Here is a 24,084-nt window from a genome sequence, read left to right as displayed (position 1 = left end):
GCTAATTTTTGACAAAAATTAAATGAGATCCCAAAATAAATTTGGGATAAGCGATTCACTATTTTCTTATAAAAAAATAGGTTCCATGCTTACTTCACTTTATCATAATGATCATCCCATTCTTTAGGTTTAGGGTCATGTAGTTTACCTAATGACTTGGCTACAAGCATAGATACTGTAGCATCACCAGTAACATTTACAACCGTTCTGCACATATCTAATGGTCTATCTACAGCAAAAATTAGTGCTAATCCAATTGGCAGTAATTCTGCTGGAAACCCTATTGCTTCTAATACAATTACCAACATGACCATACCTGCACTAGGCACTGCAGCACTACCAATAGACGCTAATAATGCAGTTCCAACAATCACAAGTTGATTTGTAAACGTTAAACCTTCTGGCCAAATGACTTGCATGATAAACACTGCTGCAATACCTTGATACAAGCTTGTACCATCCATATTTACAGTTGCACCTACAGGTAATACAAATCCGGACACTTCTTTATCTACACCAAGGTGCTCTTCTACACGTTCCATAGTAACAGGTAGCGTTGCAGCACTACTAGACGTTGAAAATGCTAATAATTGTGCTGGACTTAGTTTGTTTAAAAACCATGAAGGCGATTTTTTAGCCACAAACTTAATAAGCAACATATAGAAACCTATCATTAAAATTAAACCACCAAGTACACAAAACGCATAACCTAAAAGCTTAATTAAGATAGTCGTGTCATCAAACGCAATAATAACATTTGCCATTAATGCAAACACAGCATAAGGTGCAAAAAGCATAATTAAATCAACCATTTTCATGACAACTTCGTTTAACGAGTCAAAGAAATCTACTAGAGGCTTGGCTTTTTTCTCAGGTATTAGCAACAAACAAATCCCTACAAATAAAGCAAAGAAAATTACTTGAAGCATTGACGCTTCTACAAATGCTTTAAACACATTACTCGGAAAAATGTCAACTAATGCTTGTAATGGTCCAGCATCTTGAGTGGCTTTTGCTTTACCAATCATGACATCTGCATTACCTTGATACGTGGTTTTAATTTTTTCAATGGTTTCGGTTGGCATTCCCTCACCTGGCTTAACAATGTTGACGATGCTTAATCCAATAATAATAGCAACTAACGTCGTACCAATATAAATACTGATGGTACGTAAACCCATTGATTTGATTTTTGAAATGTCTTTTAAATCTGAAATTCCTTTAATGAGCGAAGCTAAAATTAAAGGCACTGCAATCATCTTTAAAAGGTTGATGAAAATGGTGCCAAAAGGTGCGATCCAGTCGGTTACGATGTCTTTTCCTCCTACTACAGAGTTCATGATAAAGCCAAAGCCAACTCCTAAAACCATTCCGATAATTATCTTCCAGTGTAATGCTAGTTTCATTTAGTTTAGTTTTTAATTTCCGCGAAAGCGGTAGTTTTAAATTATTTATACATCTTATTCAACAACCAAAAATCGGCTAAAACCAATGCAGCCATAGCTTCAACAATTGGCACAGCTCTTGGTACAACGCAAGGATCATGTCGTCCTTTACCTTGCATTTCTACTTTTTCGCCTGCTTTATTTATGGTTTCGTATTTCTGAATAAGAGTCGCAACGGGTTTAAAAGCGACTCTAAAGTAAATATCCATTCCGTTACTTATTCCGCCTTGAATACCTCCAGACAGATTCGTTTTTGTTGTTCCATCACTATTAAAATGATCGTTGTGATCACTACCTTTCATTCTAGCGCCACAAAATCCACTACCATATTCAAAACCTTTTACAGCGTTAATAGATAACATGGCTTTACCTAATTCGGCATGAAGTTTATCAAAAACAGGTTCGCCTAAACCAACAGGTACGTTCTGCAACACGCAAGTAATAGTACCACCAATGGTATCTCCTTCTTTTCGAATTTCTTTAACCTTGGCAATCATTTTTTCAGCAATAGCTTCATCTGGACAACGAATGTCATTGCTTTCAATTTTAGAAAAATCTAAATCTTGATACGGTTTATCAATAAAAATATCGCCAACCGAAGAGGTAAATGCATTAATCTTAATATTTTTCAAAACTTGTTTTGCGATTGCACCAGCAACTACACGACTTGCAGTCTCACGAGCAGAACTGCGTCCTCCTCCTCTATAATCTCTAAAACCGTATTTTTTATCATAGACAAAATCGGCATGACTTGGACGATAACTGTCTTTTATATGCGAATAATCTTTAGATTTTTGGTTAGCGTTTTCAATAACAAAACCAATCGGAGTTCCTGTTGTTTTACCTTCAAAAATACCTGACAAAAACTTAACTTCGTCTGGTTCTTTACGTTGGGTTACTATCTTGGATTGTCCTGGTTTACGACGATTCATTTCATTTTGAATCGCATCAAAATCCAATATAATTCCTGGAGGACATCCATCAATAATTCCACCAATTGCGACTCCGTGTGATTCACCAAAAGTGGTTAATTTAAATAAGTTTCCGTAGCTATTTCCAGCCATAAAATAAATTGTTTACGCTAATGTAAACATAAAATAAAGCCTATCAAAGCTGAAGTATTCTAATCCGTAATTATTTTTTTAAAGCGTGCTTTAAAATTGAAATAGGATGCAAAGCCTCACGCTGTGTACCATCTTTAATTTGATGCCTACAACTTGTTCCGTTTGCGCTAATTACAGTCGATGGTGGTGCTTTTCTAACTGCAGGAAACAGTGTTTGTTCACCGACTTGCATACTAACGTCGTAGTGTTCTTTTTCATAACCAAAACTTCCAGCCATACCACAACAACCACTTGGTATTAAAGTCACTTTGTAATTTTTTGGCAAGTTCAACACATTAAAACTATGTATTTGGCTGCTCTGAGCCTTTTGATGACAATGACCATGAAATTTTATGGTTTTAGTTTCTAAAGTGAATTGTTCAGCTTTAATATTACCTATCGCAATTTCGTTTGATAAAAACTCTTCAATTAAAAAGGTGTGATTGGCTATCGCTTTCGCGGAAACTTTGTCGTCGCACAGTCTTGGATATTCATCTTTAAAAGTTAATATTGCTGAAGGTTCAATACCAATTAAAGGTGTTTCAGTAGAAACTAAATCTTTATAAATTTCAACATTACGATTGGCTACTTTTTTAGCTTGTTCTAACAGCCCTTTTGAAATAAATGTGCGTCCAGATTCTGCACTTTTAATTAATTCTACTCTATAATTTAAAGCGTTTAATAACTGAATAGCATCTTGACCTATTTGCGAATCTAATTGATTAGTAAATTCATCATTAAACAAATAAATCGTTTTAATAATTTTTTTATTAACTAATTGATTTTTATTTAGTTGAAAATACTTATATAAAGTTTTACTTGACAATAAAGGCAAGCTTCTTTTTGGTGCTATACTTAAACTTTTTTTGATTAATGAAGATGTTACTCCATTAGAAAACATAAAATTTGTGACGCCTTTAAAGCGTCTTCCAAAGACATTTAATTTATTGTTGTAAGCGAATAGTTTTGTGCGTATCGAAACTCCGTTTTCTTTTTGATATTGGTATAAAAATTCTGCTTTTAAACTAGCAACATCTACACTACTTGGACACTCGCTTGCACACGCTTTACAGCTTAAACACAAGTCAAAAACGTCTTTAAGCTCTTTATGATTGAATTTATTAGCTTTATCAGATTGTGTTAAATATTCACGTAACGCATTAGCACGTGCTCTAGTAGTGTCTTTCTCGTTTCTAGTAGCTCTGTAACTTGGGCACATGGTACCACCAAATTCTGGTAACTTTCTACAATCGCCTGAACCATTACATTTTTCGGCTTCGCGTAAAACACCTTGAGAAGCAGAAAAATCTAGTAGTGTTTTAATCTCTGGTTCTACTCTATTTGTTTCATAGCGTAGATTTTCATCCATTGGAAAGGCATTTACAATCTTTCCAGGATTGAAAATGTTATCAGGATCAAAAGTAGATTTGATACGTTGTAATAGTTTATAATTTTGTTCACCAATCATAAATTGAATAAACTCTGCTCTAACAATTCCATCTCCATGTTCGCCACTAAATGATCCTTTATATTTCTTTACTAAATGTGCAACATCTGTTGTTATTTTTCTGAATAGAACAACATCGTCTTCTTTTTTTAAATCTAATATTGGACGCAAATGAATCTCTCCAGCTCCAGCGTGTGCATAATACACTGCGTTTTGGTTATAGCTTGTCATTAAAGTAGTAAACTCGTTAATATAGTTTGCTAAATCTGGTAAGGCCACAGCAGTATCTTCTATACAAGCAACCGCTTTTTTATCTCCAATAATATTACCTAACAAGCCTAGTCCTGCACTACGAAGATTATTTGCTTTATCAATGTCTTCTTCAATTAAAATTGGATTAGCGTAGCTTAATCTTGTGTTTTCAATTGCTTCAATTAATGTATTGGCTTTGTTTTTAGCTTCTATTATTGAGTTTGAACGTACCTCACACATTAAAATGGCTTGCGGATCACCTTTAATAAAATAGCGGTTTTCTTGTTGTGTTTTATTATGTTTTGTGCAATCTAGGATAGTTTTATCCATCATCTCACAAGTAAATAAATCGTGTTTCATCGCAGGAATAACTGCTTTTAAGCACTCTTCAATAGATTTAAAATGCATTGCAACCATTACCCTATTTTCAGGAGGTAAATCGTCTAGTTGTAAGGTGATTTGTGTTGTAAAGGCTAAGGTTCCTTCGCTTCCTGCTAATAATTTAGACACATTAAACCCATCATCTTTTAAAAGATCATCAACTGCGTAACCTGTATTTCTTCTATGGATTTCTGGTTTTGGAAATTGGGCTTTAATTTCATTTTTAATCTCTTCAGAAGATAAATCCGTATGTAACTGTTTGTAAATTTGTCCTTCTAAATTATCTTGATTTAGCTTTTCTTCTAACTCTACAGAGTTTAACGATTTAAACACAGTTTTAGTTCCGTCACTCAAAATAGTCTCCAATTGGATGACTTTATCTCTGGTGACGCCATATTTGATAGATGTAGTTCCTGAAGAGTTATTACCAACCATTCCACCTATCATACAGCGATTAGAAGTAGAGGTATTTGGCCCAAAAAATAAACCATGAGGTTTTAAATAATTGTTTAATTGATCCCTAATTACTCCTGGTTCTACAACAACTGTTTTATTTTCTAAATCTAAATCGGTTATTTTGGTAAAATACTTTGATACATCAACAACAATTCCGGCTCCAACACATTGTCCTGCTAATGATGTACCTGCAGTACGTGGAATCAAGGAGGTATTATTAGTTTTTGCAAAAGTGATTAGCTTTTTTATATCGCCTTTACTTTTGGGATAAGCAACCGCAAGTGGTAACATCCTGTAAACTGAAGCATCTGTTGCATATAAGATTTTTAGTAAATTATCAAAGTGTAACGTCCCATCCAGTGACGTTTCTAAATTTTGAAGTAATGATGTAGAAATACTTTTCATATAATCTTAAGTCCACCAAATTTATAATAAGTAAATATATTTTTGCATCTATTTAGCGTTATATTTCGTATATTAATTTTACTAAACTTAAAATAACAAATTATGAAAAAATTATTTTTGTTTGCTATTGCAATTTTTGGATTTGCAACATGTACTTATGCCCAAGACATATCTGATAACGCCATAGGATTGCGTTTTGGAGATAGTGATGGTTTTGGAGCAGAAATTTCTTATCAACGTGCTTTAGGGTCAAATAATAGATTAGAAGCGGATTTAGGTTGGCGTTCTGGTAAAGGCTACGATGGTTTTAAACTTACAGGTTTATACCAGTGGGTTTGGGTATTAGATGGTGATTTTAATTGGTACGCTGGAGTTGGTGGTGGAGTTGGATCGTATAGCTTTGACAACAAATTTGCTGATGATGAAACATTTATATTTGCTGCTGGAGACATTGGTATTGAATACAATTTTGACATTCCTTTACAGTTGTCTTTAGATTTTAGACCTGAGTTAGGATTTGGAGATTTTAGGGACGACTTAGATTTTGATATAGCATTAGGAGTAAGATTTAGATTTTAATAATTATTTATATAAAGAAAAAGCCACCTAATTAGGTGGCTTTTTTTATGTTTAATTTAATACTTGACATTTATTTAATGTGTCTTGATAAATCGCTTCGTATTTAGGTACAATTTGATGAATATCAAAGTTTTTAGCTTGCTGTTTAGCATTTACCTTAAATTGTTTTAAAACAGTTTCACTTTTTAAAATATGAAGTGCATTTTTGCTCATTGCTTCAACATCTCCAACGTTACTTAAAAATCCTGAAAAGCCCTCTTTATTAACTTCAGGTATTCCGCCAGTATTACTTGAAATTACTGGTACTCCAGACGCCATAGCTTCTAAAGCAGATAAACCAAAGCTTTCTGTTTTACTTGGTAATAAAAATAAATCTGAAAAGCATAAAATACGGTCAATCTCGTTACTATTTCCAAAAAACACCACCTTATCACTAATGCCTAATTTTTGACATAATCGTTCAGCTGGCTCACGTTCTGGACCTTCACCTACCATCATAAGTTTTGCAGGAATTTCTTTTTGAATATTATTAAAAATGTTAATTACATCAGGAATACGCTTTACTTCTCTCATGTTACTAATGTGTGTGATGATTTTTTCTTCATCTGTAGCCATCATGGCACGTTGACAATCTGTAAAATCGTGACTAAATTTATTGATGTCTATAAAGTTAGTGACCACGTTAATGTCATTTTTAATATCAAATAAACGCAACGTATCATCCTTTAAACTTTGTGATACAGCTGTTACAGCGTCAGATTTATTAATACTAAAGGTAACTGCTGGTTTGTAAAATGGGTGACTACCAACTAAAGTAATGTCTGTACCATGTAAAGTGGTTACTATAGGCACATAAATATTTTCTTCTCTAAGCATTTTTTGAGCCATGTAAGCTGCGTAAGCATGAGGAATAGCATAATGCACATGCAACACCTCAATATTATGAAGTTTAACCATATCAACTAATTTACTAGATAAAGCTAACTCGTAGGGTTGATAATGGAATAAGGGGTATTCTGGTACGTTTACCTCGTGAAAATGCACGTTATTACCTAATAGTTCCAGTCTGACAGGTTGATTGTAGGTTATAAAATGGATTTCGTGTCCACGTTTAGATAATTCCAGCCCTAATTCTGTAGCTACTACTCCACTTCCTCCAAAAGTTGGATAACAAACTATACCTATTTTCATTTTAAATTTTTAGTAGTTAAGATTTTAGAGCTTAATGATTTATAATTTAATAGTCTTCCAAAACCTTGATTCATTACATTTTTTCAAATCTAGTAATTAATCAATAATAGCTTCATAAATAGCAGCTTGGATATTAGTCCTAATATCTTGTCTTAGCAAGGTGTTAGGACCTTTAGACGTTGGATATGTTCTATTAGCCATAAACACATAAACAATTTCTTGTTCTGGATCTGCCCAAGCATACGTCCCTGTAAAGCCTGAGTGTCCAAAGCTAGTCATACTAACACAGCCACAGGTTGGACCTGCATCACCCAATTGTGGTTTGTCAAAACCAATACCTCTCCTGTTATCACTTTCGCAATAATAACATGTGTTAAATTTGTCTAAAGTTTCATTTTTAAAATAGCGTTTACCTCCATAAAACCCCTTTTGTAGATACAGTTGCATAATTTTAGCTATATCATTTGCGTTGCTAAATACGCCTGCATGACCACCAACACCACCTTGCATAGCTGCTCCCATATCGTGGACATAGCCTTGTACTTTTTGGTAGCGATAATAGTCATCGTTCTCTGAAGGCACTATTCTGGTATTACTAATTTTTTCTGCAGGATTATACATCGTATTATTAGCACCTAAGGATTTATAAAAATGATCTGCAGTTAACTCGTCTAAAGGTTTATTGTAGTGTGATTCTATGTATTGCTTTAAGATATAATATGGCAAGTCGCTGTATCTATACCTTAATCTTGATAGCAAATCTGTATCTTTAATAATAGTATTTATGGAGTCCTTGTAATCATCTCTTAAATATAAATCTGGCATGACTTTGATAGAAAATCCTTTGGTTTTACTTTTTCTATAATATTTTGCTGAAGGTCTGCTAGTTGTAGTATCCAGAGTCTTATAATAAAAAGGAATCCAAGGTTTTAGTTGCGCATAGTGTGACAACATTTTTTTTAGTGTAACATTCTTTTTATTAGACTTTTTATACTGTGGAATAATTTCTGAAAGCTTTGTATCTAATGACACTATTCCTTGTTCTTCTAATTCCATAAGCAACGGTAAAGTAGCAACTATTTTGGTTAATGAAGCCACATCATAGACATCATCGTCTTTGACATATTGGTTTCCTTCGTAGGTATGTTTTCCAAAATTTTTATTATAAATTACTTTTCCTTTTCTAGCAATTATTAGCTGAATACCTGGTGTCATTTTAGCATTAACAGCATGATTGGCAATAGAATCTACTTTTTGTAACGCATAACTAGACATGCCTACTCGTTCTGGAATAGTATAGCCTAAACGCTCTAAACTATTAGCTTGTTTACCATCTCCAACTTTAAAGAATTCGCCAGCAGAGACAGGTAACGTTCCACGAGCTGGAATAGCTCCAAATAATAATTGAGCTGATTTTTCTTGAGCTATTTTACTATTTTGATAGCTTACAACAACACTTTCAATATTAGTTACTGTTTTTAAATCTAATAGCGCATATGGCTTAGCAAATACATTTAAAATAACATTATTATTTCTAGCAATTTCTTGAAGCCAAACTAGCTCTTGGTTTGAAAATTTATAACCTTTCCAAGGACTATCATTAGATTTATGGAATCCAACAACAACTGTATTATAAGCTTGTAATTTAGTAATCAATTGATCTAATGTTGAGGCAGAAATCTCATGGACTTTAGTATATTTTTTCAATTCTTCTACAAAGTAAGAGCCATCATCATCACCCAATTTAACATAGGCTATTTTTTTTGTTTCCAAATTTCTAAACGGTAATTGGTTTGTAGTGTCCCTAGCAATGGTAATAGCATTTTCTATTAACATTTCATACAAGGCATCATCTTTAATTCTGTTTAAATCTGAAATTAAATTATATGTTCCTATAGGTTTATAATTATGCAAACCAACTTTGTATTTAGCCATTAAAATCTTTTTAACCGAATGTGCTAATCGTTGTTCTGTAATTATTCCGTTTTCAAAAGCTACTTCCATTTTTGCTATTGCAGCTGGAACATCTTCAGACATTAACATCACATCATTACCAGCTAAAAAAGCTGCTAAATCTATGTCTCCTCCAGTAGTTGTATTGCTAGACTTATTACCATCTAAGTTAGGTTCTACAAAATCTGCAGCGCCTTTCATGGTAAGTGCATCAGTAAAAATCAACCCTTTAAATTGCAAACGTTCTTTTAAGATATCTGTTACAATATTTTTAGATAATGTCGAAGGAAAGCCTTCCCTTAACGCTAAACTAGGAATGTTTAAATGGGCTACCATTACACTAGACAAACCTTCTTTGATTAATTTTTTATAAGGATATAATTCTATTGAATCTATTCGTTTTTCATCAAAATTGACGGTTGGTAATGTTTTATGAGAATCTGCATCTGTATCACCATGACCTGGAAAATGTTTTGCATTTGCTAAAACACCTGCACTTTGCATCCCTTTCATAAAAGCTAAAGCTTTGTCTGTAACATTATCCCTATCTTCTCCAAAAGAACGATTCCCAATAATAGGGTTATTTGGATTAGTATTGATATCTACAACTGGTGCAAAATTAAAATGTACACCAATACGCTTACAATGCTCACCTAATTGACGACCAGTTTGCTCTATCAATTGATTGTTTTTAATGGCTCCGAGAGTCATATTCCATGGAAACGCGTACGTAGAATCTAATCGCATGCTTAAACCCCATTCTGCATCCATACCAATTAATAATGGTGTTTTTGCAGCAGCTTGAAGCTCGTTATTTAATTTGGCTTGTCTTACAGGTCCACCCTTAGAATAGATTAAACCTCCAATTTTGTTATCTATAATTAATTTGACAATTGCATTTTTCTCTTTTTGTGTTTGATTAGAAAACACTTGAACCATATACAACTGTCCTATCTTCTCTTCCAATGACATAGCATTGTATATGCTATCCACCCATTTTTTTTGCGCTTCAGGATTTTTATCTAATAGAGGATTTGGAGTATCTTGTGCTTGAATAAAGCTAACTGATATTAAAAGTAAGATGAGGGAATATAAATTTCGCATATACTAAACAGGCTTTTTATGGTGTACTTATCTATACAACTAAAAACTATGCCAAATTAGTACATTTATAAGTATTATTAAAGGACTTTAGGATAGAATTATAAAGTATGTTGTAAACAATTTTACTTTAAAAATCGATTGTGCCAACTCTGGCTAGCTGGTACTTCCCAACTTTCATTTAGCTCTCCAATATTAGTCACTAAATTATTGAATACAATGGTTTTTTTAGAAACCGCTTTGTCTTTAGCCATTTTTCTGAAGTCAGTTAGGGTTTTGTGAGCTACAAATTCGCCTTGCTTATAGGACACATTCATTTTATCTAATAAATCTACATTATAATCTTTCTCTAATTGCTGAATAAATGTTACAGAAGCATCTATACTACAACCAGTTGCTACATTAAGTTCTTGGTCTAATGCAATGATTATAAAGCGTTTGTATCTAATGTCATAACCTGCTTTTAAATCGCTTCCATGAGCTGTCCAACCTTCAATAAAGCTGTCAAGCTTGGATTTAATCTCTTCTAATTCTGAATCAGAAAATGAGCGATTTGCTTGATATATCCAAACTCTAGAAGTTTCTGGTAAAGTGTTAAAATCTACTAACATGTGGTTTGTTTTATTCTAATAAATCTATATGCCTATCGTGATAACCCAATAAATATAACACACCATCTAACCCAATACTTGAGATAGAGCTTTGTGCATTATCCTTAACTTTAGGTTTGGCATGAAATGCAATACCTAATCCTGCTAGATTAAGCATTGGTAAGTCGTTTGCACCATCTCCTACTGCAATTGTTTGACTAATATTGATACCTTCTTTTCTTGCAATTTCTTTTAAGTATTCTGCTTTTTTGTTACCATCAACAATATCTCCAACATATCCACCTGTAAGTGCTCCATCTTTAATTTCTAATTGATTAGCATAAACGTAATCCATACCCAATTCTTTTTTAAGATAATCTCCAAAATATGTAAAACCACCTGATAATATTGCAGTTTTAAAGCCATAACTTTTTAAGGTATCTATTAATCGTCTAGCACCTTTAGTAATTGGTAAGTTTATAGCCACTTCATGTAACACATCTTCACTTAAGCCTTTTAAAAGCTTCATCCGTCTTTTAAAACTTTCATTAAAATCAATTTCTCCCTGCATTGCAGATTCTGTAATAGCTTTTACTTCTTTACCAACACCAGCTAATTCTGCAAGTTCGTCAATAACTTCCGTTTGTATTAAAGTAGAGTCCATATCAAAACAGACTAAACGTCTATTTCTTCTATAAATATTATCTTCTTGAAACGCAATGTCTACATCTAAATTATGAGATATTTGCATGAATTTTTCTGTAAATTCAGCTTTATTATCAATTTTTCCTCTAATGGATAATTGTATGGATGCTCTAGGATATTCTTCTTTTTCTATTAGTGAAGTACGCCCAGTAAGACGTTTTATGGCGTCAATATTTAAGTTTTTATCTGAAATTACTTTAGTGACTTTAGAAATTTGTTCTGCAGTTAAGCGTTCGCCAAGAATAGTAACAATGTAACGATCTTTACCTTGTAAGCCTACCCATTTCTCATAATCTTCTGAGGAAATGGGTGTGAATTTAGCTTTTACGCCTAGTTCGTAAGCTTTAAATAATAAATCTTTTAGAACTGCTGCAGAGCTACTACTAGAATCTATTTCAAATAAAAAACCTAAAGATAAGGTGTCATGAATATTGGCCTGACCAATGTCTAATACTTTGGCACCATAGTGAGCTAAAACATCCGTTAATGTAGACGTTAATCCAGGCTTGTCTGGTCCAGAAATATTTAGAAGATAAATTTCGTTGGTCATTTTTTAATGGTATACAGTTACAAATGAAAATTACATTTCTTGTAAGCGTGAAATTACTTTAAAATTTCTGTATTCTTCTATTTTAGGATCATAAAGCTCTAGCTCTTCATATTCTACTTTAACTTTTTTACCTTTTAATTTCTTAGGATTGTCTAACAAATCTGAACCATCAAAATAGGTTAACCAAATCAGTTTTATTTCTCTATTACTGTCAGAATCTTTGATGACTATAGTATTAAACTCGTTGGTTGTCATGCTAACAAACTTACCAGACACTTCTTCAACAGAATACGTGTTGTCATTTTCAAGTTCTTCTTCAATAAAAACTGAAAACACGTTAGGACAATAGCTTACCATTTGCATACCAACTAATTCTGCAATTCCTTCTACAGAACTTTCATCAAGCAAAGAAACTTCAAAATACTTATCTGCTTCTTTTTTATTTTTATTGTAAGATTCTATTAAACATAAACCAAATTCCATTTCTATTTTGGTTTTGTTTTCCATAGTCATATCTATGCCTTTAGCGTCAATACACTGACAAGTTTCTTGAGCTATTTTGTCAACAACTTCTTCTTTAGATTGTGCGCTTAATGTAGTAACAAAGCCTATAGTAGCGATTAGTGTAATTAGGGTTTTATTCATTTTAATTAAATTTATAAATCTTGTGCATTAGCGATTAATTCTGCGATATCCATAACTTCTACCTCTCCTTCTTTTTCCTTTCCTTTAATACCATCTGTCATCATTGTATTGCAAAATGGACAACCAGCAGCTATAATTTGAGGTTTTGTGTCTAAAGCTTGTTCAGTACGTTCTATATTAATGTCTTTATTACCATTTTCAGGTTCTTTAAACATTTGTGCTCCTCCTGCTCCACAACATAAACCACGAGATTTGCAGGATTTCATTTCCACTAATTCAGCATCTAATTTCTTGATTAAATCTCTTGGCGCTTCGTAGACATTATTAGCACGACCTAGGTAACATGGATCATGAAAAGTAATACGTTTACCTTTAAATTGTCCACCTTCAATAGTCATACGACCATCATCCAATAAGCCTTTTAAAAACTGTGTGTGATGTACTACATCATAATTTCCACCTAATCCTGGATATTCATTTTTTAAGGTATTAAAACAATGTGGACAAGCGGTGACTATTTTTTTAACTTCGTAAGCATTTAAAACCTCTATATTAGTTACTGCTTGCATTTGGAATAAAAACTCGTTACCAGATCGTTTTGCAGGATCGCCAGTACAACTTTCTTCTGCACCTAACACTGCAAAATCAATATTTGCTTTGTTAAGAATACGTACAAATGCTTTAGTTATTTTTTTTGCTCTATCATCAAAGCTTCCAGCGCAACCAACCCAAAATAACACTTCTGGTTGTTTGCCTTGAGCCATAAATTCTGCCATAGTTGGCACTGTAAGTTGTTCGCTCATATATTTAGAGTTTAATCATTTATAGCTTTAAAATCTTTTTTTGAAAGCCTAATATAAATGGATAATAATTTGATTCCGTTGTTTTTTATGTTTTTAGGATTTTCTTGCTCTAAAGCTGCTAGTTTTAGCGCTTGTAAGCCTAACTGTTCCGTTTGCTTTTCTGTACAATAATCACAAAATACTTTTTTAAGACTGATGCTTTCTACTTGACTAGACTTATATTTTATTTGTGTAATTATCTTAAATTGTAATGAGTCTTTTTTATAATCTTGCGCCTTTAGTGTATTAAAACTAAAAATTGACATTATCGATATTAAGACACAGTATTTCAATTGTTTAACTATTCATTTTTCCAATTTAGTCGGTCCATTTGGTTGTAAGGCCAAGGTGCACCGTTATTTTCTATATTGGTCATCATATTATTTAATTCTGTTGGCGCTGCACTTTGTTCCATAACTAAGTAACGACGCATTTCCATAATAATATTTAATGGATCGATACTGACTGGACAAGCCTCTACACAAGCATTACAACTAGTACAAGCCCAAAGCTCTTCATTGGTAATATAGTCGCCTAATAATTGCTTTCCATCGTCAACAAAGGTTCCTTTATTGGCATCTATGTTTTTACCAACCTCTTCGAGACGATCTCTAGTATCCATCATAATTTTACGAGGTGATAATTTTTTACCTGTTTGGTTTGCTGGACACTCGCTAGTACAACGTCCACATTCCGTACAAGTGTAAGCGTTTAGTAAATTGACCCAAGATAAATCTTGGACATCACTAGCACCAAACTTTTCTGGCATTGCAGCTTCTGCACCTTCGGGAGGAGCTGCAAATGGATCGACATTAGGATCCATCATAAGTTTTACCTCTTTTGTTACTGCATCATTATTAGTAAACTGTCCTTGAGGAGTTAGTTTTCCATAATATGTGTTAGGGAAAGCTAATAAAATATGTAAATGCTTAGAAAAGTATAGATAATTTAAAAATACTAAAATCCCTAATATATGTAGCCACCATGCAGTACGCTCTATAGTGTGTAGTGTTGCTTCCGAAAATCCGTCAAACCAAGGCGCTATAAATTGACTTATAACATTACCTGAATTATAGCCTTGAAAAACAGTGTCTGTTGCATTCATTACTAAAAACAAGCACATCAAAACAACCTCAAAATATAAAATAATATTACCATCAGATTTTGGCCAACCCTTCATCTCATCTTTCATGAAACGTTTTAATTTAATTACGTTTCGTCTTAACCAAAAAATAATAACAGCTACCAACACCAAAACTGCTAAAATCTCAAAACTACCTATTAAAAATCCGTAGACAGATTCTGGTAAAAATTTATGACCAATTCTGTGAGTCCCAAAAAGACCATCTATAATTATTTCTAAAACCTCGATATTTATTATTACAAAACCAACATAGACTATGACATGTAAAATTCCTGCTATAGGACGTTTAACCATTTTGCTTTGACCTAAAGCGATGTAAGCCATGTTTTTCCAACGTTGTGGTTTGTTGTCTGACACATCAACTGATTTACCCAGTTTTATGTTTCTAATTAGTTTTCTAACATTATTTGCAAAATAGCCAATCCCTAATGCAAGAGCAATGGCGAACAGTATATTTGGTAAGTATTCCATTTGGTGGTTGTATTTTGGTCTTAATCTTCTTTAACTTCGTTACCGTCAGCATCGTAACGCTTTGCTTTTTTTCCGAATAATGAAAAATGTACATAGCGTTTTGGGTTTAACTTCATATCCTCTAACAGTTGCTCCATCTGTAATGCTGCACCTTCTAAATTGGAATACAACTGATCATCAGTCATTAACTTCCCTAAAGAGCCTTCGCCATTTTTAACATTGGCAAGCAGACTATTAACATTATTTAATGTGGCTTCCAAATTTGCTACCGTTTTGTAAATATCAACTTTATCTAACTTTTCGGTCATGGAATTTAAATTAGAACTAGTCTGGTTAAAATTATCAACCATAGTGGTAATGTTATCATCATTTTTCTTCACTAAATCATTGATTGAATATGCTAGACCTTTATACGATTTTAAGGTGGAATTAAGCTCTGCTAACGTATTTTTTAAACCCGTTTCAGATTGATCGGCTACTAATGTATTTAAGTTACCCATTAAGGTATCTACAGTTTTTAATGTACCATCTAAATTAGTGCTTAATTGAGAAAAGTCGTTGGTAAGACTATTAACCAAGCCTTGTTTTATTTCAGATTGAATAAAATCGCCATCTTGAGCGATTTGGTTATCGTTTGCAGGAATGATAGCCAAAGCATTACCACCCATTAATCCTGTTTGGAATAATCTAATGGTACTGTTTTTTGAAAATTCTAATTTATTATCTACAGAAAAAGCCACTCTAGTTTTTCCAGATTCAAAATCGTATTTAATCTCCTTAACTTTTCCTACAGTGTTTCCTTTAATGGAAACAGGAGCAGAAATAGATAATGCATTATAATCAAACTCTGTATAATATGTATTGTTGGAATCAAAAATGTTATTTCCTTTTAAATAACTAAATCCAAAAATGAAAAATATGATTCCAAGTATGACAAGTATGGCTGTTTTAACTTCTAGTGATAGTTTCAAAATGCTAAATTTAGGTTGCGTAACAAAATTAGAAATAAATTATAAAAGAATCAGTCTAATTAACTTCGCTTTTTAAAGCTTCTGATAGTTTAATTAGTTTTCCGTCTTTATAAGCTACAATAAATGCATCTTTATAACCTTTATTTTTGGCTTCTATTTGTAGTTTTTGTGCTTTATTATAATCTGAGGTATATCCAAAATAGTACTTATACAAAGTACCAGCTTTTATTCTAGATATATTTTTAAGTCCTTTAAAATTATAAGCTTTAGGCTCCAGTGCTTTTGAGCTAGCTGCAATCTGAATTTTAAAAACGGTATTTTTTATTGGTTTTTCTTCGTTTGGAATGGTGTCTTTGATGTTTTCATTAATAATCTGTTTACCAACATTTCCATCTAATTTGTCTTTAAATGTTAAAATCGCATCAGAAATAGATTTAGCCATTTCTTTTTGACCCTTAGCAGAATTTAAATAAGCACCTTCTTTCTTGTAAGTTAAAAAGCCAGTTTCTACTAAAACACTTGGCATATAAGTATTGTGCAAAACCCAAAAAATATCCTGTTTTACTTTTCTGTCCTTGCGTTTCAGTTTAACCATATTATCCTGAATAAGATTGGCTAGTTGAATACTTTGCTCCAAATACTCTTCTTGGAGAATTGATATACCAATTAATGATTCTGGTTTATTTGGATCAAACCCATTATAGTTTTCTTCGTAATTATCCTCTAGAAAAATAACCTCGTTTTCTTTTTTAGCAGTATTTAAATTTTGAGACGATTTTGCTAAACTCATAACAAAAGTACCAGCTCCATGTGCACTAGAGTTATGAGAATCACAATGCACAGAGACAAATAAATCTGCATCAGCTCTATTAGCAATAGCTGCTCTTTCTCTTAACTCAACAAACACGTCTGTTTTACGTGTATAAATGACTTTGATGCCAGAATTTTTCTCTAAAGCCTTTCCCACTTTTAAAACAATATTTAAAGCTATCTGTTTTTCTTTGTATCCACTTCCTAAATTACCAGGATCCTTACCACCATGTCCTGCATCTAAAACAACCACAAATTTATCATCATTTGATTGTGCATTTACTACTTTAGTCAGGCTAAATGTTAATACTATTATAATGGATACGAAAAGTTTAAATACGTGCGTTTGCATAGATATAATAACCAATTTTAATTGCGTTTAGTATGATATATAAATTTTAACGAATATTAAAACATTCATAAAATAATATATGTAGTTTTGTCAATTCAAAAACCAAGCCATACTTTTACAAAAATACATTTAAAAGCATTGCGTACACCTAGTCTTAACATACTTTTTACCTTGAGTTTTACAGTGTTTATTAACACTTTTAGCTTTGCGCAAGGCGATATTCCCAAAGAGGGCACAAAATTACCAGCTGTTGATGTTAAAGAGGAACCTGTCACCCAAGAGGTAGACTCTACTACAGTAAGCATTAATGAATTGGTTGACACTAAAAAAGAAATAGATAGCGTCAAAACAGACTCTATAAAACCTAAACCTTTATTAAATAGCACAGTATCTTATAAAGCTGCAGATTATATGGCTTATAAGAAAAAAGAATCTAAAATGTATCTCTATAATGAAGCACAGGTGCTTTATGAAGATATGGATATTACTGCTGGTCACATCATTATAGATTTTAACCAAGATTTGGTGTATGCTAAAGGTATAGTTGATACTTCAGGAGTGTACACGCAACGTCCTGTTTTTAAACAAGGTGAAAATGTTGTAGAACCAGATTCTATTGTATTTAATACCCAAACTAAACAAGGTTTAATTTATAATTCTGTGACAGAACAAAGCGGAATGAATATTAAATCTGAGGTAACAAAAAAGGTAAATGATTCTGTATACTATCTCAAAAATGCCAAAGCTACTACTGCTGAAGATTTAGACGATCCTGAATATTACTTCTTAATTAGAACTGGTAAACTAGTTCCAGGAAGCAAAGTTATAACAGGATTAACTAATCTATTTATCTATGATGTACCAACACCAATTGGACTGCCTTTTGCTTTTTTTCCATTAACAAAAAAACGTACTTCAGGTGTTATTTTTCCTAGTTTTGGTGAGGATGGTACTAGAGGCTATTTTTTACAAAATGGAGGTTATTATTTTCCTATTAGTGACTATGTTGATTTAGCAGTACTTGGAGATTACTACACTAATGGTAGTTATGGATTACGACTAGAAAGTAAATACGCGACACGATATAAATTTAATGGTAATGTTGGCTTTAGATATGAAAATTTAATCACTAGCGAGCGTGGTTTTCCTGATTATGCAAAAACCACTATTTATAACATCAGGTGGTCGCATGCTCAAGATGGAAAAGCAAATCCAACGTCTCGTTTTTCTGCATCAGTTAACTTAGGAAGTAGTAATTATTACCAACAGTCTATTAATCAAATAAATTTACCTAGCACACAAAATAACACCTTGGCGTCTTCCATCTCTTATGCAAAATCGTTTCAAGGGGAACCACAAGTTAATGTTAACCTAACTGCCTCTCATTCTCAAAATACACAAACAGGTACTGTAAATATGACTTTACCAACACTTCAGGGTAGTGTTAGTCGTATATTTCCTTTTGCTCCAGAAGGTGGTTCTAAAAAAGGAATTATTCAAAATATTAATTTTCAGTATAACCTTAGAGCAGAAAACAGAATAGCTACTACAGAAGAGTTTTTTTTTAAAAGTGAAATGTTTGACGACGCAAAAATTGGAGCACAGCATACTATCCCTTTAACTACTAATTTTAAAGTGTTTAAGCATTTTAGTATGAGTGCAAGTGCTAATTTTAATGAAGTTTGGACACTTAATACAGTAAATAAATTTTTTGATCCTGAAACAGAAACCATTGTTTCTGAAAACGTGACTGGATTTGATGCGTTTAGGACTTATAATTTTTCAACCAGCATTGGTACTACTATTTATGGTATGTTTAATTTGGATAAAAACAAAGAAAATAAAAAAATTCAGGCTATTAGACATGTCATTAGACCAACCATAAGTTATAACATCAATCCTGCTTTTGATAATTATTATGACACAGTAGAAGTCATAGATGCAGATGGAACAACACTATCTGAATATACTCGTTTTGAAAACAACCTATTTGGAACACCAAACAATACATTTTCTAGCTCTATAGGTATTGGCGTTTCTAATAATTTTGAAGCTAAAGTTAGAGATAAGGACTCGACTAAAGTAGAACCAAAAAAAATAATATTATTAAATAATTTAAATTTTTCAACCTCTTACAATGTTGCAGGAGACTCGTTAAACTGGAGTCCTTTAAGAGTCACAGGTGGAACACAACTATTTAATAATAAAATGAATATTAATTTTGGAGCAACCTTAGATCCATATGCTTTAGACACAAATAACAATAAAATAAACACGCTTAACATCAATAATGGTGGTAGTTTATTTAGGATGACAAGTGCTAATTTTACATTAGGTTATAGCTTTGATAGTAAAGGTCTTGGAGCAAAAGATGAAAACGAAAATGCTAAAAAAGAGAGATTGTTAAGTGGAGGTCGTGATGACGATTTATTTGGTGTGTCAGAAGATTTTGCTGATTCTAGTTTCTTGGACAAGGATAAAGATGAAGAGGAAGAAGAACCTGGAGAACTGTATAATTATAAAATACCATGGAATTTTAGGATAGCTTACGCATTAAATTATTCTAATAGTAGACGTCAAAATGAAATATCCTCACACTCACTAATGTTTTCTGGAGATATAGAAATTTCTCCAAAATGGTCTATAGGTGGATCTTCGAGTTATGATTTTAAAAACAAAGGATTTGGATTAACACAATTACGTTTTCAGCGTGATTTATTAAGCTGGAGGATGAATTTTAGTTGGGTTCCTTTTGGTACGTATAATCGATGGAATTTTTTCATAGGAATAAAATCTAACATATTAAAAGATTTAAAATACGAACAACGTCGAAGACCTGACGAACGATTATAATAATTACCTTTATATAATGAAAAAAATTATTAGTACTACAAAAGCTCCAGCTCCAATTGGACCTTATAATCAAGCAGTATTAAGTGGTAATACACTTTATACGTCTGGTCAAATTGCGTTACATCCTGAAACAGGAGAACTCGTTTTAGATGATATTAAAATAGAAACCAAGCAAGTCATGGAAAATATGAAAGCAGTTTTAGAAGCTGCAAGCATGACTTTTGAGCATGTAATTAAAACATCTATATTTATTAGCGATATGAATAATTTTGGTCTAATAAATGAAGTGTATAGTCAATATTTTAATGACGATACTGCTCCAGCAAGAGAAACTGTAGAGGTCGCTAACTTGCCAAAATTTGTCAATGTTGAAATAAGTATGATAGCTGTTAAATAGCTTTTATTAATAGTTCAGCAGTTGCTAAATTTGTTGCTAATGGCACATCATGTACATCACATAAACGCATAAGCATCAAAACGTCTGGTTCGTGAGGATGTTTTTCTAGAGGGTCTCTAAAAAAGATAACCATATTACATTTTCCTTCTGCAACGCGTGCAGCAATTTGTGCGTCTCCACCTAAAGGTCCAGATAACATTCTCAAGACTTCAAATCCTGCTTTTTTTACTTTTTTACCTGTTGTACCTGTTGATATTAATGAAATGTTTTTTTGAAGTAAAGTAGACTTGTGCTCATTTAAAAACTGAACCATTTCAGCTTTTTTACCATCATGTGCAATTATTGCTATTTCCATTAATTAGTCTATAGTTTTAGTATGAAACGCAACTAATCCTTCAATTGGTCGTCTTTCAAAATTGCCAACTTTAAATCCTAATTCTTTGGCTACTACTTTGATTTCATCTTGACAGAAAAAAGCTATTGATCCTGCAAAATGTACTGGAACGGTTTTTAATTCTTCTTTAAATTGCAATATCATATTTTTTGCAAAGCGTCTAATTCCAGATTTTATTAATTCAACTATATATTCTGAATCTTTATTTAAAATCATGAACTCAGCAAACTGAGCTAAATAGGCATTAGGATTGGGTTGCTTATAGAGGTTATATTTTATATAGTCTGCTTCGAGGTTATACTTATCGGCAAAAGCTATTTTAATTTCTTCTGGCATATGGTTAAAATAATAATCACGCAATAATTCTTTACCATAATAATTACCTGAAGCGTCATCCATAATAGTATATCCTAAAGACTTAACACGTTGGTGCAATTGTTTACCATCATAATAACTGCAATTTGATCCAGTACCCATAATGCAGACTACAGCAGCTTCATCTGGAGTATTAATAGTTGCATAGACTGCAGCCATAGTGTCTTCTGCTACCAGTATATCTGCATTTGGAAAAAACTCTTGTAAAATAACTTTAAGCATTAATCGTGGGTTTTCTGTACCACAACCTGCTCCATAGAAAAAAACATGGGTTACTTTATCTTTATTTTCTTTTAAAGGCTTACTTTTTTTTAAAACCTTTTTAATTTTCTTTTCAGATATTATTGCAGGATTTAAACCTTTGGTACGGATTTTTTCAAGTAATTGGTTACCATTTTTATCTACTGCAATCCAATCGCATTTTGTAGAACCACTATCAACAACTAAAATCATTTTATAAAAATTTATGGAAAGATAAAAAAAAGCACAGTAAAATGAATTAAAATATCCATTTTACTGTGCTTACTGTTATAATATAAAATATAGCTTATAAAGCATTCACTTTTTGAGCTAAATCTACTAATTTATTAGAGTAACCAAATTCGTTATCATACCAAGAGACTAACTTAAAAAATGTTGAGTTTAATTCTATAGCAGAGTCTGCATCAAACACGCTAGTTCTAACTTCACTAACAAAATCTTGAGACACTACTGCATCCTCTGTATAACCTAAAACACCTTTCATGCTACCATCAGCAGCCTTTTTCATTGCAGCTTTAATGTCTTCTAAAGAGGTTTCTTTTTTTGTTTTAACTGTCAAATCTACAACAGATACATCTACAGTTGGTACTCTAAATGCCATTCCTGTTAATTTTCCGTCTAATTCTGGTATAACTTTACCTACTGCTTTTGCAGCACCTGTAGAAGTTGGAATAATATTGTTTAACGCACTACGTCCTAAACGATAATTTTTACGTGAAGGAGCATCTACTGTAAACTGTGTAGATGTTGCTGCATGAATAGTTGTCATTAAAGCTTCTTCAATTCCAAAATTATCTTCAATAACTTTAGCCAAAGGTGCTAAACAGTTAGTTGTACAAGAGGCATTAGACACTATAGTATCTGATGCTTTAAGTTTATCGTCATTAACACCCATTACAAACATAGGTGCATCTTTACTTGGTGCAGAAATAACTACTTTTTTAGCACCACCTTCAATATGATAATTAGCTGTTTCAAGTGTTGTAAAAATACCTGTACACTCTGCTACAACGTCAACTCCTGCTTGATCCCATTTCAAACTTTTAGGATCTCGTTCTGCAGTTACCCTAATGGTTTTTCCGTCTACTACTAAATGACCGTCTTTTACCTCTATGGTTCCGTCAAATCTTCCATGCACGGAATCATATTCTAATAAGTAAGCTAAATGATCGACATCTAATAGATCATTAATTGCAACAACATCTACATCGTCACGTTTTACAGTCGCTCTAAATACGATACGACCAATTCTACCAAATCCGTTAATTCCTAATTTTAATGTTGACATATTTTTGTTTTAGTTTATTCGATTTATATTATGTGGTCATGATATCTGACACACGGATTAATTCTTCGTTTATTTTTGATTTTCCTTTAACTGCTTGTTCTAATGGAGTTAATTCTATTTTATCATTTAGTAAACCAACCATATAGTTAGATTTACCTTCTAGTAAACTTTCTACAGCTTTAACACCCATTCTACTGGCTAGTACACGATCAAAACAAGATGGTGAGCCACCACGTTGCATGTGACCAAGTACAGACACTCGCACTTCGTACTCGGTCATGTTTTCTTCAACATAATCTTTTAGTTCAAAGACATTTTTACCTATTTTATCACCTTCAGCTACTACTACAATACTTGAGGATTTACCAGATAATTTACTACGCCTTAAAGACTCTAATAATCTATCTAAACCTAAATCTTCTTCAGGTATTAAAATTTCTTCAGCTCCTGCTCCAACACCAACGTTTAATGCGATATGACCAACATCACGTCCCATAACTTCAACAAAAAATAAACGATTATGAGAACTAGCTGTATCTCTAATTTTATCTATAGCTTCAACTACTGTATTTAATGCAGTATCATAACCTAAGGTGTGTGAGGTACCAAAAATATCATTATCAATAGTTCCAGGAATACCCATTACTGGAAAGTTAAATTCTTGATTAAAAATTAGAGCACCTGTAAACGTTCCATCTCCACCAACAGTAACTAAAGCATCAATATCTGCTGCTTTAAGTGCATCGTAAGCTTTTTGGCGACCTTCTTTAGTACGAAATTCTTTGGATCTAGCAGATTTTAAAACTGTTCCTCCTTTATTAATAATGCCTTTTACGTTACGTGCTGTTAACTCTTTAAAATCACCTTCAATCATACCTTCGTATCCACGATATATCCCAGCACATTCTATATTGTAGTATGCACAAGTTCTGGCAACAGAACGAATAGCAGCATTCATTCCTGGAGCATCTCCTCCAGAAGTCATAACTGCAATTTTTTTTATGTTTTTTGACATGTATTTTTACTTAATAAAGTAAAACTACTAAAGAAAAATTAGATTTAACATGGCTTTTGCTAAAATTTAACGACAAGTAAAAAACTATAACGTTTTCGTTAATAACTT

General features: G+C 32.6%; 20 protein-coding genes. 3 read left to right on the top strand and 17 right to left on the bottom strand.

What is annotated here, in order from left to right; translation table 11 throughout:
• Positions 1-89: 89 nt before the first annotated feature.
• The 3 genes from Ollyesu_RS11920 to Ollyesu_RS11910 all read right to left on the bottom strand — a co-directional run bounded on the left by Ollyesu_RS11920 (position 90) and on the right by Ollyesu_RS11910 (position 5,489).
• Positions 90-1,406 (bottom strand): dicarboxylate/amino acid:cation symporter, encoded by a 1,317-nt coding sequence (locus tag Ollyesu_RS11920; protein ID WP_279301446.1) that lies wholly within the window; start codon positions 1,404-1,406, stop codon positions 90-92.
• 41 nt (positions 1,407-1,447) lie between these two features.
• Positions 1,448-2,509 (bottom strand): chorismate synthase, encoded by a 1,062-nt coding sequence (aroC, locus tag Ollyesu_RS11915; RefSeq protein ID WP_279301445.1) that lies wholly within the window; start codon positions 2,507-2,509, stop codon positions 1,448-1,450.
• A 70-nt stretch (positions 2,510-2,579) separates the two neighbouring features.
• Positions 2,580-5,489, bottom strand: a complete 2,910-nt coding sequence (locus Ollyesu_RS11910) for an FAD-binding and (Fe-S)-binding domain-containing protein (RefSeq protein ID WP_279301444.1) — start codon at positions 5,487-5,489, stop codon at positions 2,580-2,582.
• Between the two features lie 102 nt (positions 5,490-5,591).
• Here Ollyesu_RS11910 and Ollyesu_RS11905 point away from each other — a divergent pair, with 102 nt between their 5' ends.
• The gene (locus tag Ollyesu_RS11905) at positions 5,592-6,068 is read left to right on the top strand and encodes a hypothetical protein (RefSeq protein ID WP_279301443.1); all 477 of its coding nucleotides are present in this window, start codon (positions 5,592-5,594) and stop codon (positions 6,066-6,068) included.
• Between the two features lie 51 nt (positions 6,069-6,119).
• On the opposite strand, the gene bshA is transcribed toward Ollyesu_RS11905, so the two are convergent.
• The 10 genes from bshA to Ollyesu_RS11855 all read right to left on the bottom strand — a co-directional run bounded on the left by bshA (position 6,120) and on the right by Ollyesu_RS11855 (position 17,393).
• Positions 6,120-7,259, bottom strand: coding sequence for an N-acetyl-alpha-D-glucosaminyl L-malate synthase BshA (gene bshA / locus Ollyesu_RS11900; protein WP_279301442.1), 1,140 nt, complete (start codon positions 7,257-7,259; stop codon positions 6,120-6,122).
• Between the two features lie 96 nt (positions 7,260-7,355).
• Positions 7,356-10,316 (bottom strand): glycoside hydrolase family 3 N-terminal domain-containing protein, encoded by a 2,961-nt coding sequence (locus Ollyesu_RS11895; RefSeq protein ID WP_279301441.1) that lies wholly within the window; start codon positions 10,314-10,316, stop codon positions 7,356-7,358.
• Positions 10,317-10,438: 122 nt separating this feature from the next.
• Positions 10,439-10,924, bottom strand: a complete 486-nt coding sequence (locus Ollyesu_RS11890; protein ID WP_279301440.1) for an ABC transporter ATPase — start codon at positions 10,922-10,924, stop codon at positions 10,439-10,441.
• Between the two features lie 10 nt (positions 10,925-10,934).
• A complete protein-coding gene (serB, locus tag Ollyesu_RS11885; RefSeq protein WP_279301439.1) occupies positions 10,935-12,158 on the bottom strand; it encodes a phosphoserine phosphatase SerB in 1,224 nt (407 codons plus the stop codon).
• A gap of 30 nt (positions 12,159-12,188) precedes the next feature.
• Positions 12,189-12,803 (bottom strand): hypothetical protein, encoded by a 615-nt coding sequence (locus Ollyesu_RS11880; protein WP_279301438.1) that lies wholly within the window; start codon positions 12,801-12,803, stop codon positions 12,189-12,191.
• Positions 12,804-12,814: 11 nt separating this feature from the next.
• Positions 12,815-13,606, bottom strand: coding sequence for a (Fe-S)-binding protein (locus Ollyesu_RS11875; RefSeq protein ID WP_279301437.1), 792 nt, complete (start codon positions 13,604-13,606; stop codon positions 12,815-12,817).
• 11 nt (positions 13,607-13,617) lie between these two features.
• Positions 13,618-13,911 carry a hypothetical protein gene (locus Ollyesu_RS11870; RefSeq protein ID WP_279301436.1) on the bottom strand — a complete coding sequence of 98 codons (294 nt, stop codon included), beginning with the start codon at positions 13,909-13,911 and terminating at the stop codon, positions 13,618-13,620.
• A 35-nt stretch (positions 13,912-13,946) separates the two neighbouring features.
• A complete protein-coding gene (locus tag Ollyesu_RS11865; RefSeq protein WP_279301435.1) occupies positions 13,947-15,260 on the bottom strand; it encodes a (Fe-S)-binding protein in 1,314 nt (437 codons plus the stop codon).
• Between the two features lie 20 nt (positions 15,261-15,280).
• Entirely contained in the window at positions 15,281-16,231 is a 951-nt protein-coding gene (locus Ollyesu_RS11860) for an MlaD family protein (protein ID WP_279301434.1), read from the bottom strand.
• Positions 16,232-16,286: 55 nt separating this feature from the next.
• Positions 16,287-17,393, bottom strand: coding sequence for an N-acetylmuramoyl-L-alanine amidase (locus Ollyesu_RS11855; protein ID WP_279301433.1), 1,107 nt, complete (start codon positions 17,391-17,393; stop codon positions 16,287-16,289).
• A gap of 87 nt (positions 17,394-17,480) precedes the next feature.
• Here Ollyesu_RS11855 and Ollyesu_RS11850 point away from each other — a divergent pair, with 87 nt between their 5' ends.
• The gene (locus tag Ollyesu_RS11850) at positions 17,481-20,246 is read left to right on the top strand and encodes a putative LPS assembly protein LptD (RefSeq protein WP_279301432.1); all 2,766 of its coding nucleotides are present in this window, start codon (positions 17,481-17,483) and stop codon (positions 20,244-20,246) included.
• A gap of 16 nt (positions 20,247-20,262) precedes the next feature.
• Positions 20,263-20,643, top strand: coding sequence for a RidA family protein (locus Ollyesu_RS11845; protein ID WP_279301431.1), 381 nt, complete (start codon positions 20,263-20,265; stop codon positions 20,641-20,643).
• Here Ollyesu_RS11845 and Ollyesu_RS11840 read toward each other — a convergent pair.
• From Ollyesu_RS11840 to pfkA, 4 genes are all read right to left on the bottom strand, one after another.
• On the bottom strand, positions 20,636-20,998 hold the full coding sequence (locus tag Ollyesu_RS11840) for a methylglyoxal synthase (protein WP_279301430.1): 363 nt from the start codon (positions 20,996-20,998) through the stop codon (positions 20,636-20,638). The two genes, Ollyesu_RS11845 and Ollyesu_RS11840, sit on opposite strands and share 8 nt — an antisense overlap.
• Positions 20,999-21,001: 3 nt before the next feature.
• Positions 21,002-21,865 (bottom strand): BadF/BadG/BcrA/BcrD ATPase family protein, encoded by an 864-nt coding sequence (locus Ollyesu_RS11835; RefSeq protein ID WP_279301429.1) that lies wholly within the window; start codon positions 21,863-21,865, stop codon positions 21,002-21,004.
• A 94-nt stretch (positions 21,866-21,959) separates the two neighbouring features.
• Positions 21,960-22,961, bottom strand: coding sequence for a type I glyceraldehyde-3-phosphate dehydrogenase (gene gap / locus Ollyesu_RS11830; protein WP_279301428.1), 1,002 nt, complete (start codon positions 22,959-22,961; stop codon positions 21,960-21,962).
• Positions 22,962-22,989: 28 nt separating this feature from the next.
• The gene (gene pfkA, locus Ollyesu_RS11825; RefSeq protein ID WP_279301427.1) at positions 22,990-23,976 is read right to left on the bottom strand and encodes a 6-phosphofructokinase; all 987 of its coding nucleotides are present in this window, start codon (positions 23,974-23,976) and stop codon (positions 22,990-22,992) included.
• Between the last annotated feature and the right edge of the window lie 108 nt (positions 23,977-24,084).

The sequence above is a fragment of the Olleya sp. YS genome, assembly GCF_029760915.1.
Taxonomy (GTDB): Bacteria; Bacteroidota; Bacteroidia; order Flavobacteriales; family Flavobacteriaceae; genus Olleya.
Note: the sequence above shows the minus strand (reverse complement) of the source record. Positions and strands in the feature narration are given on the sequence as shown.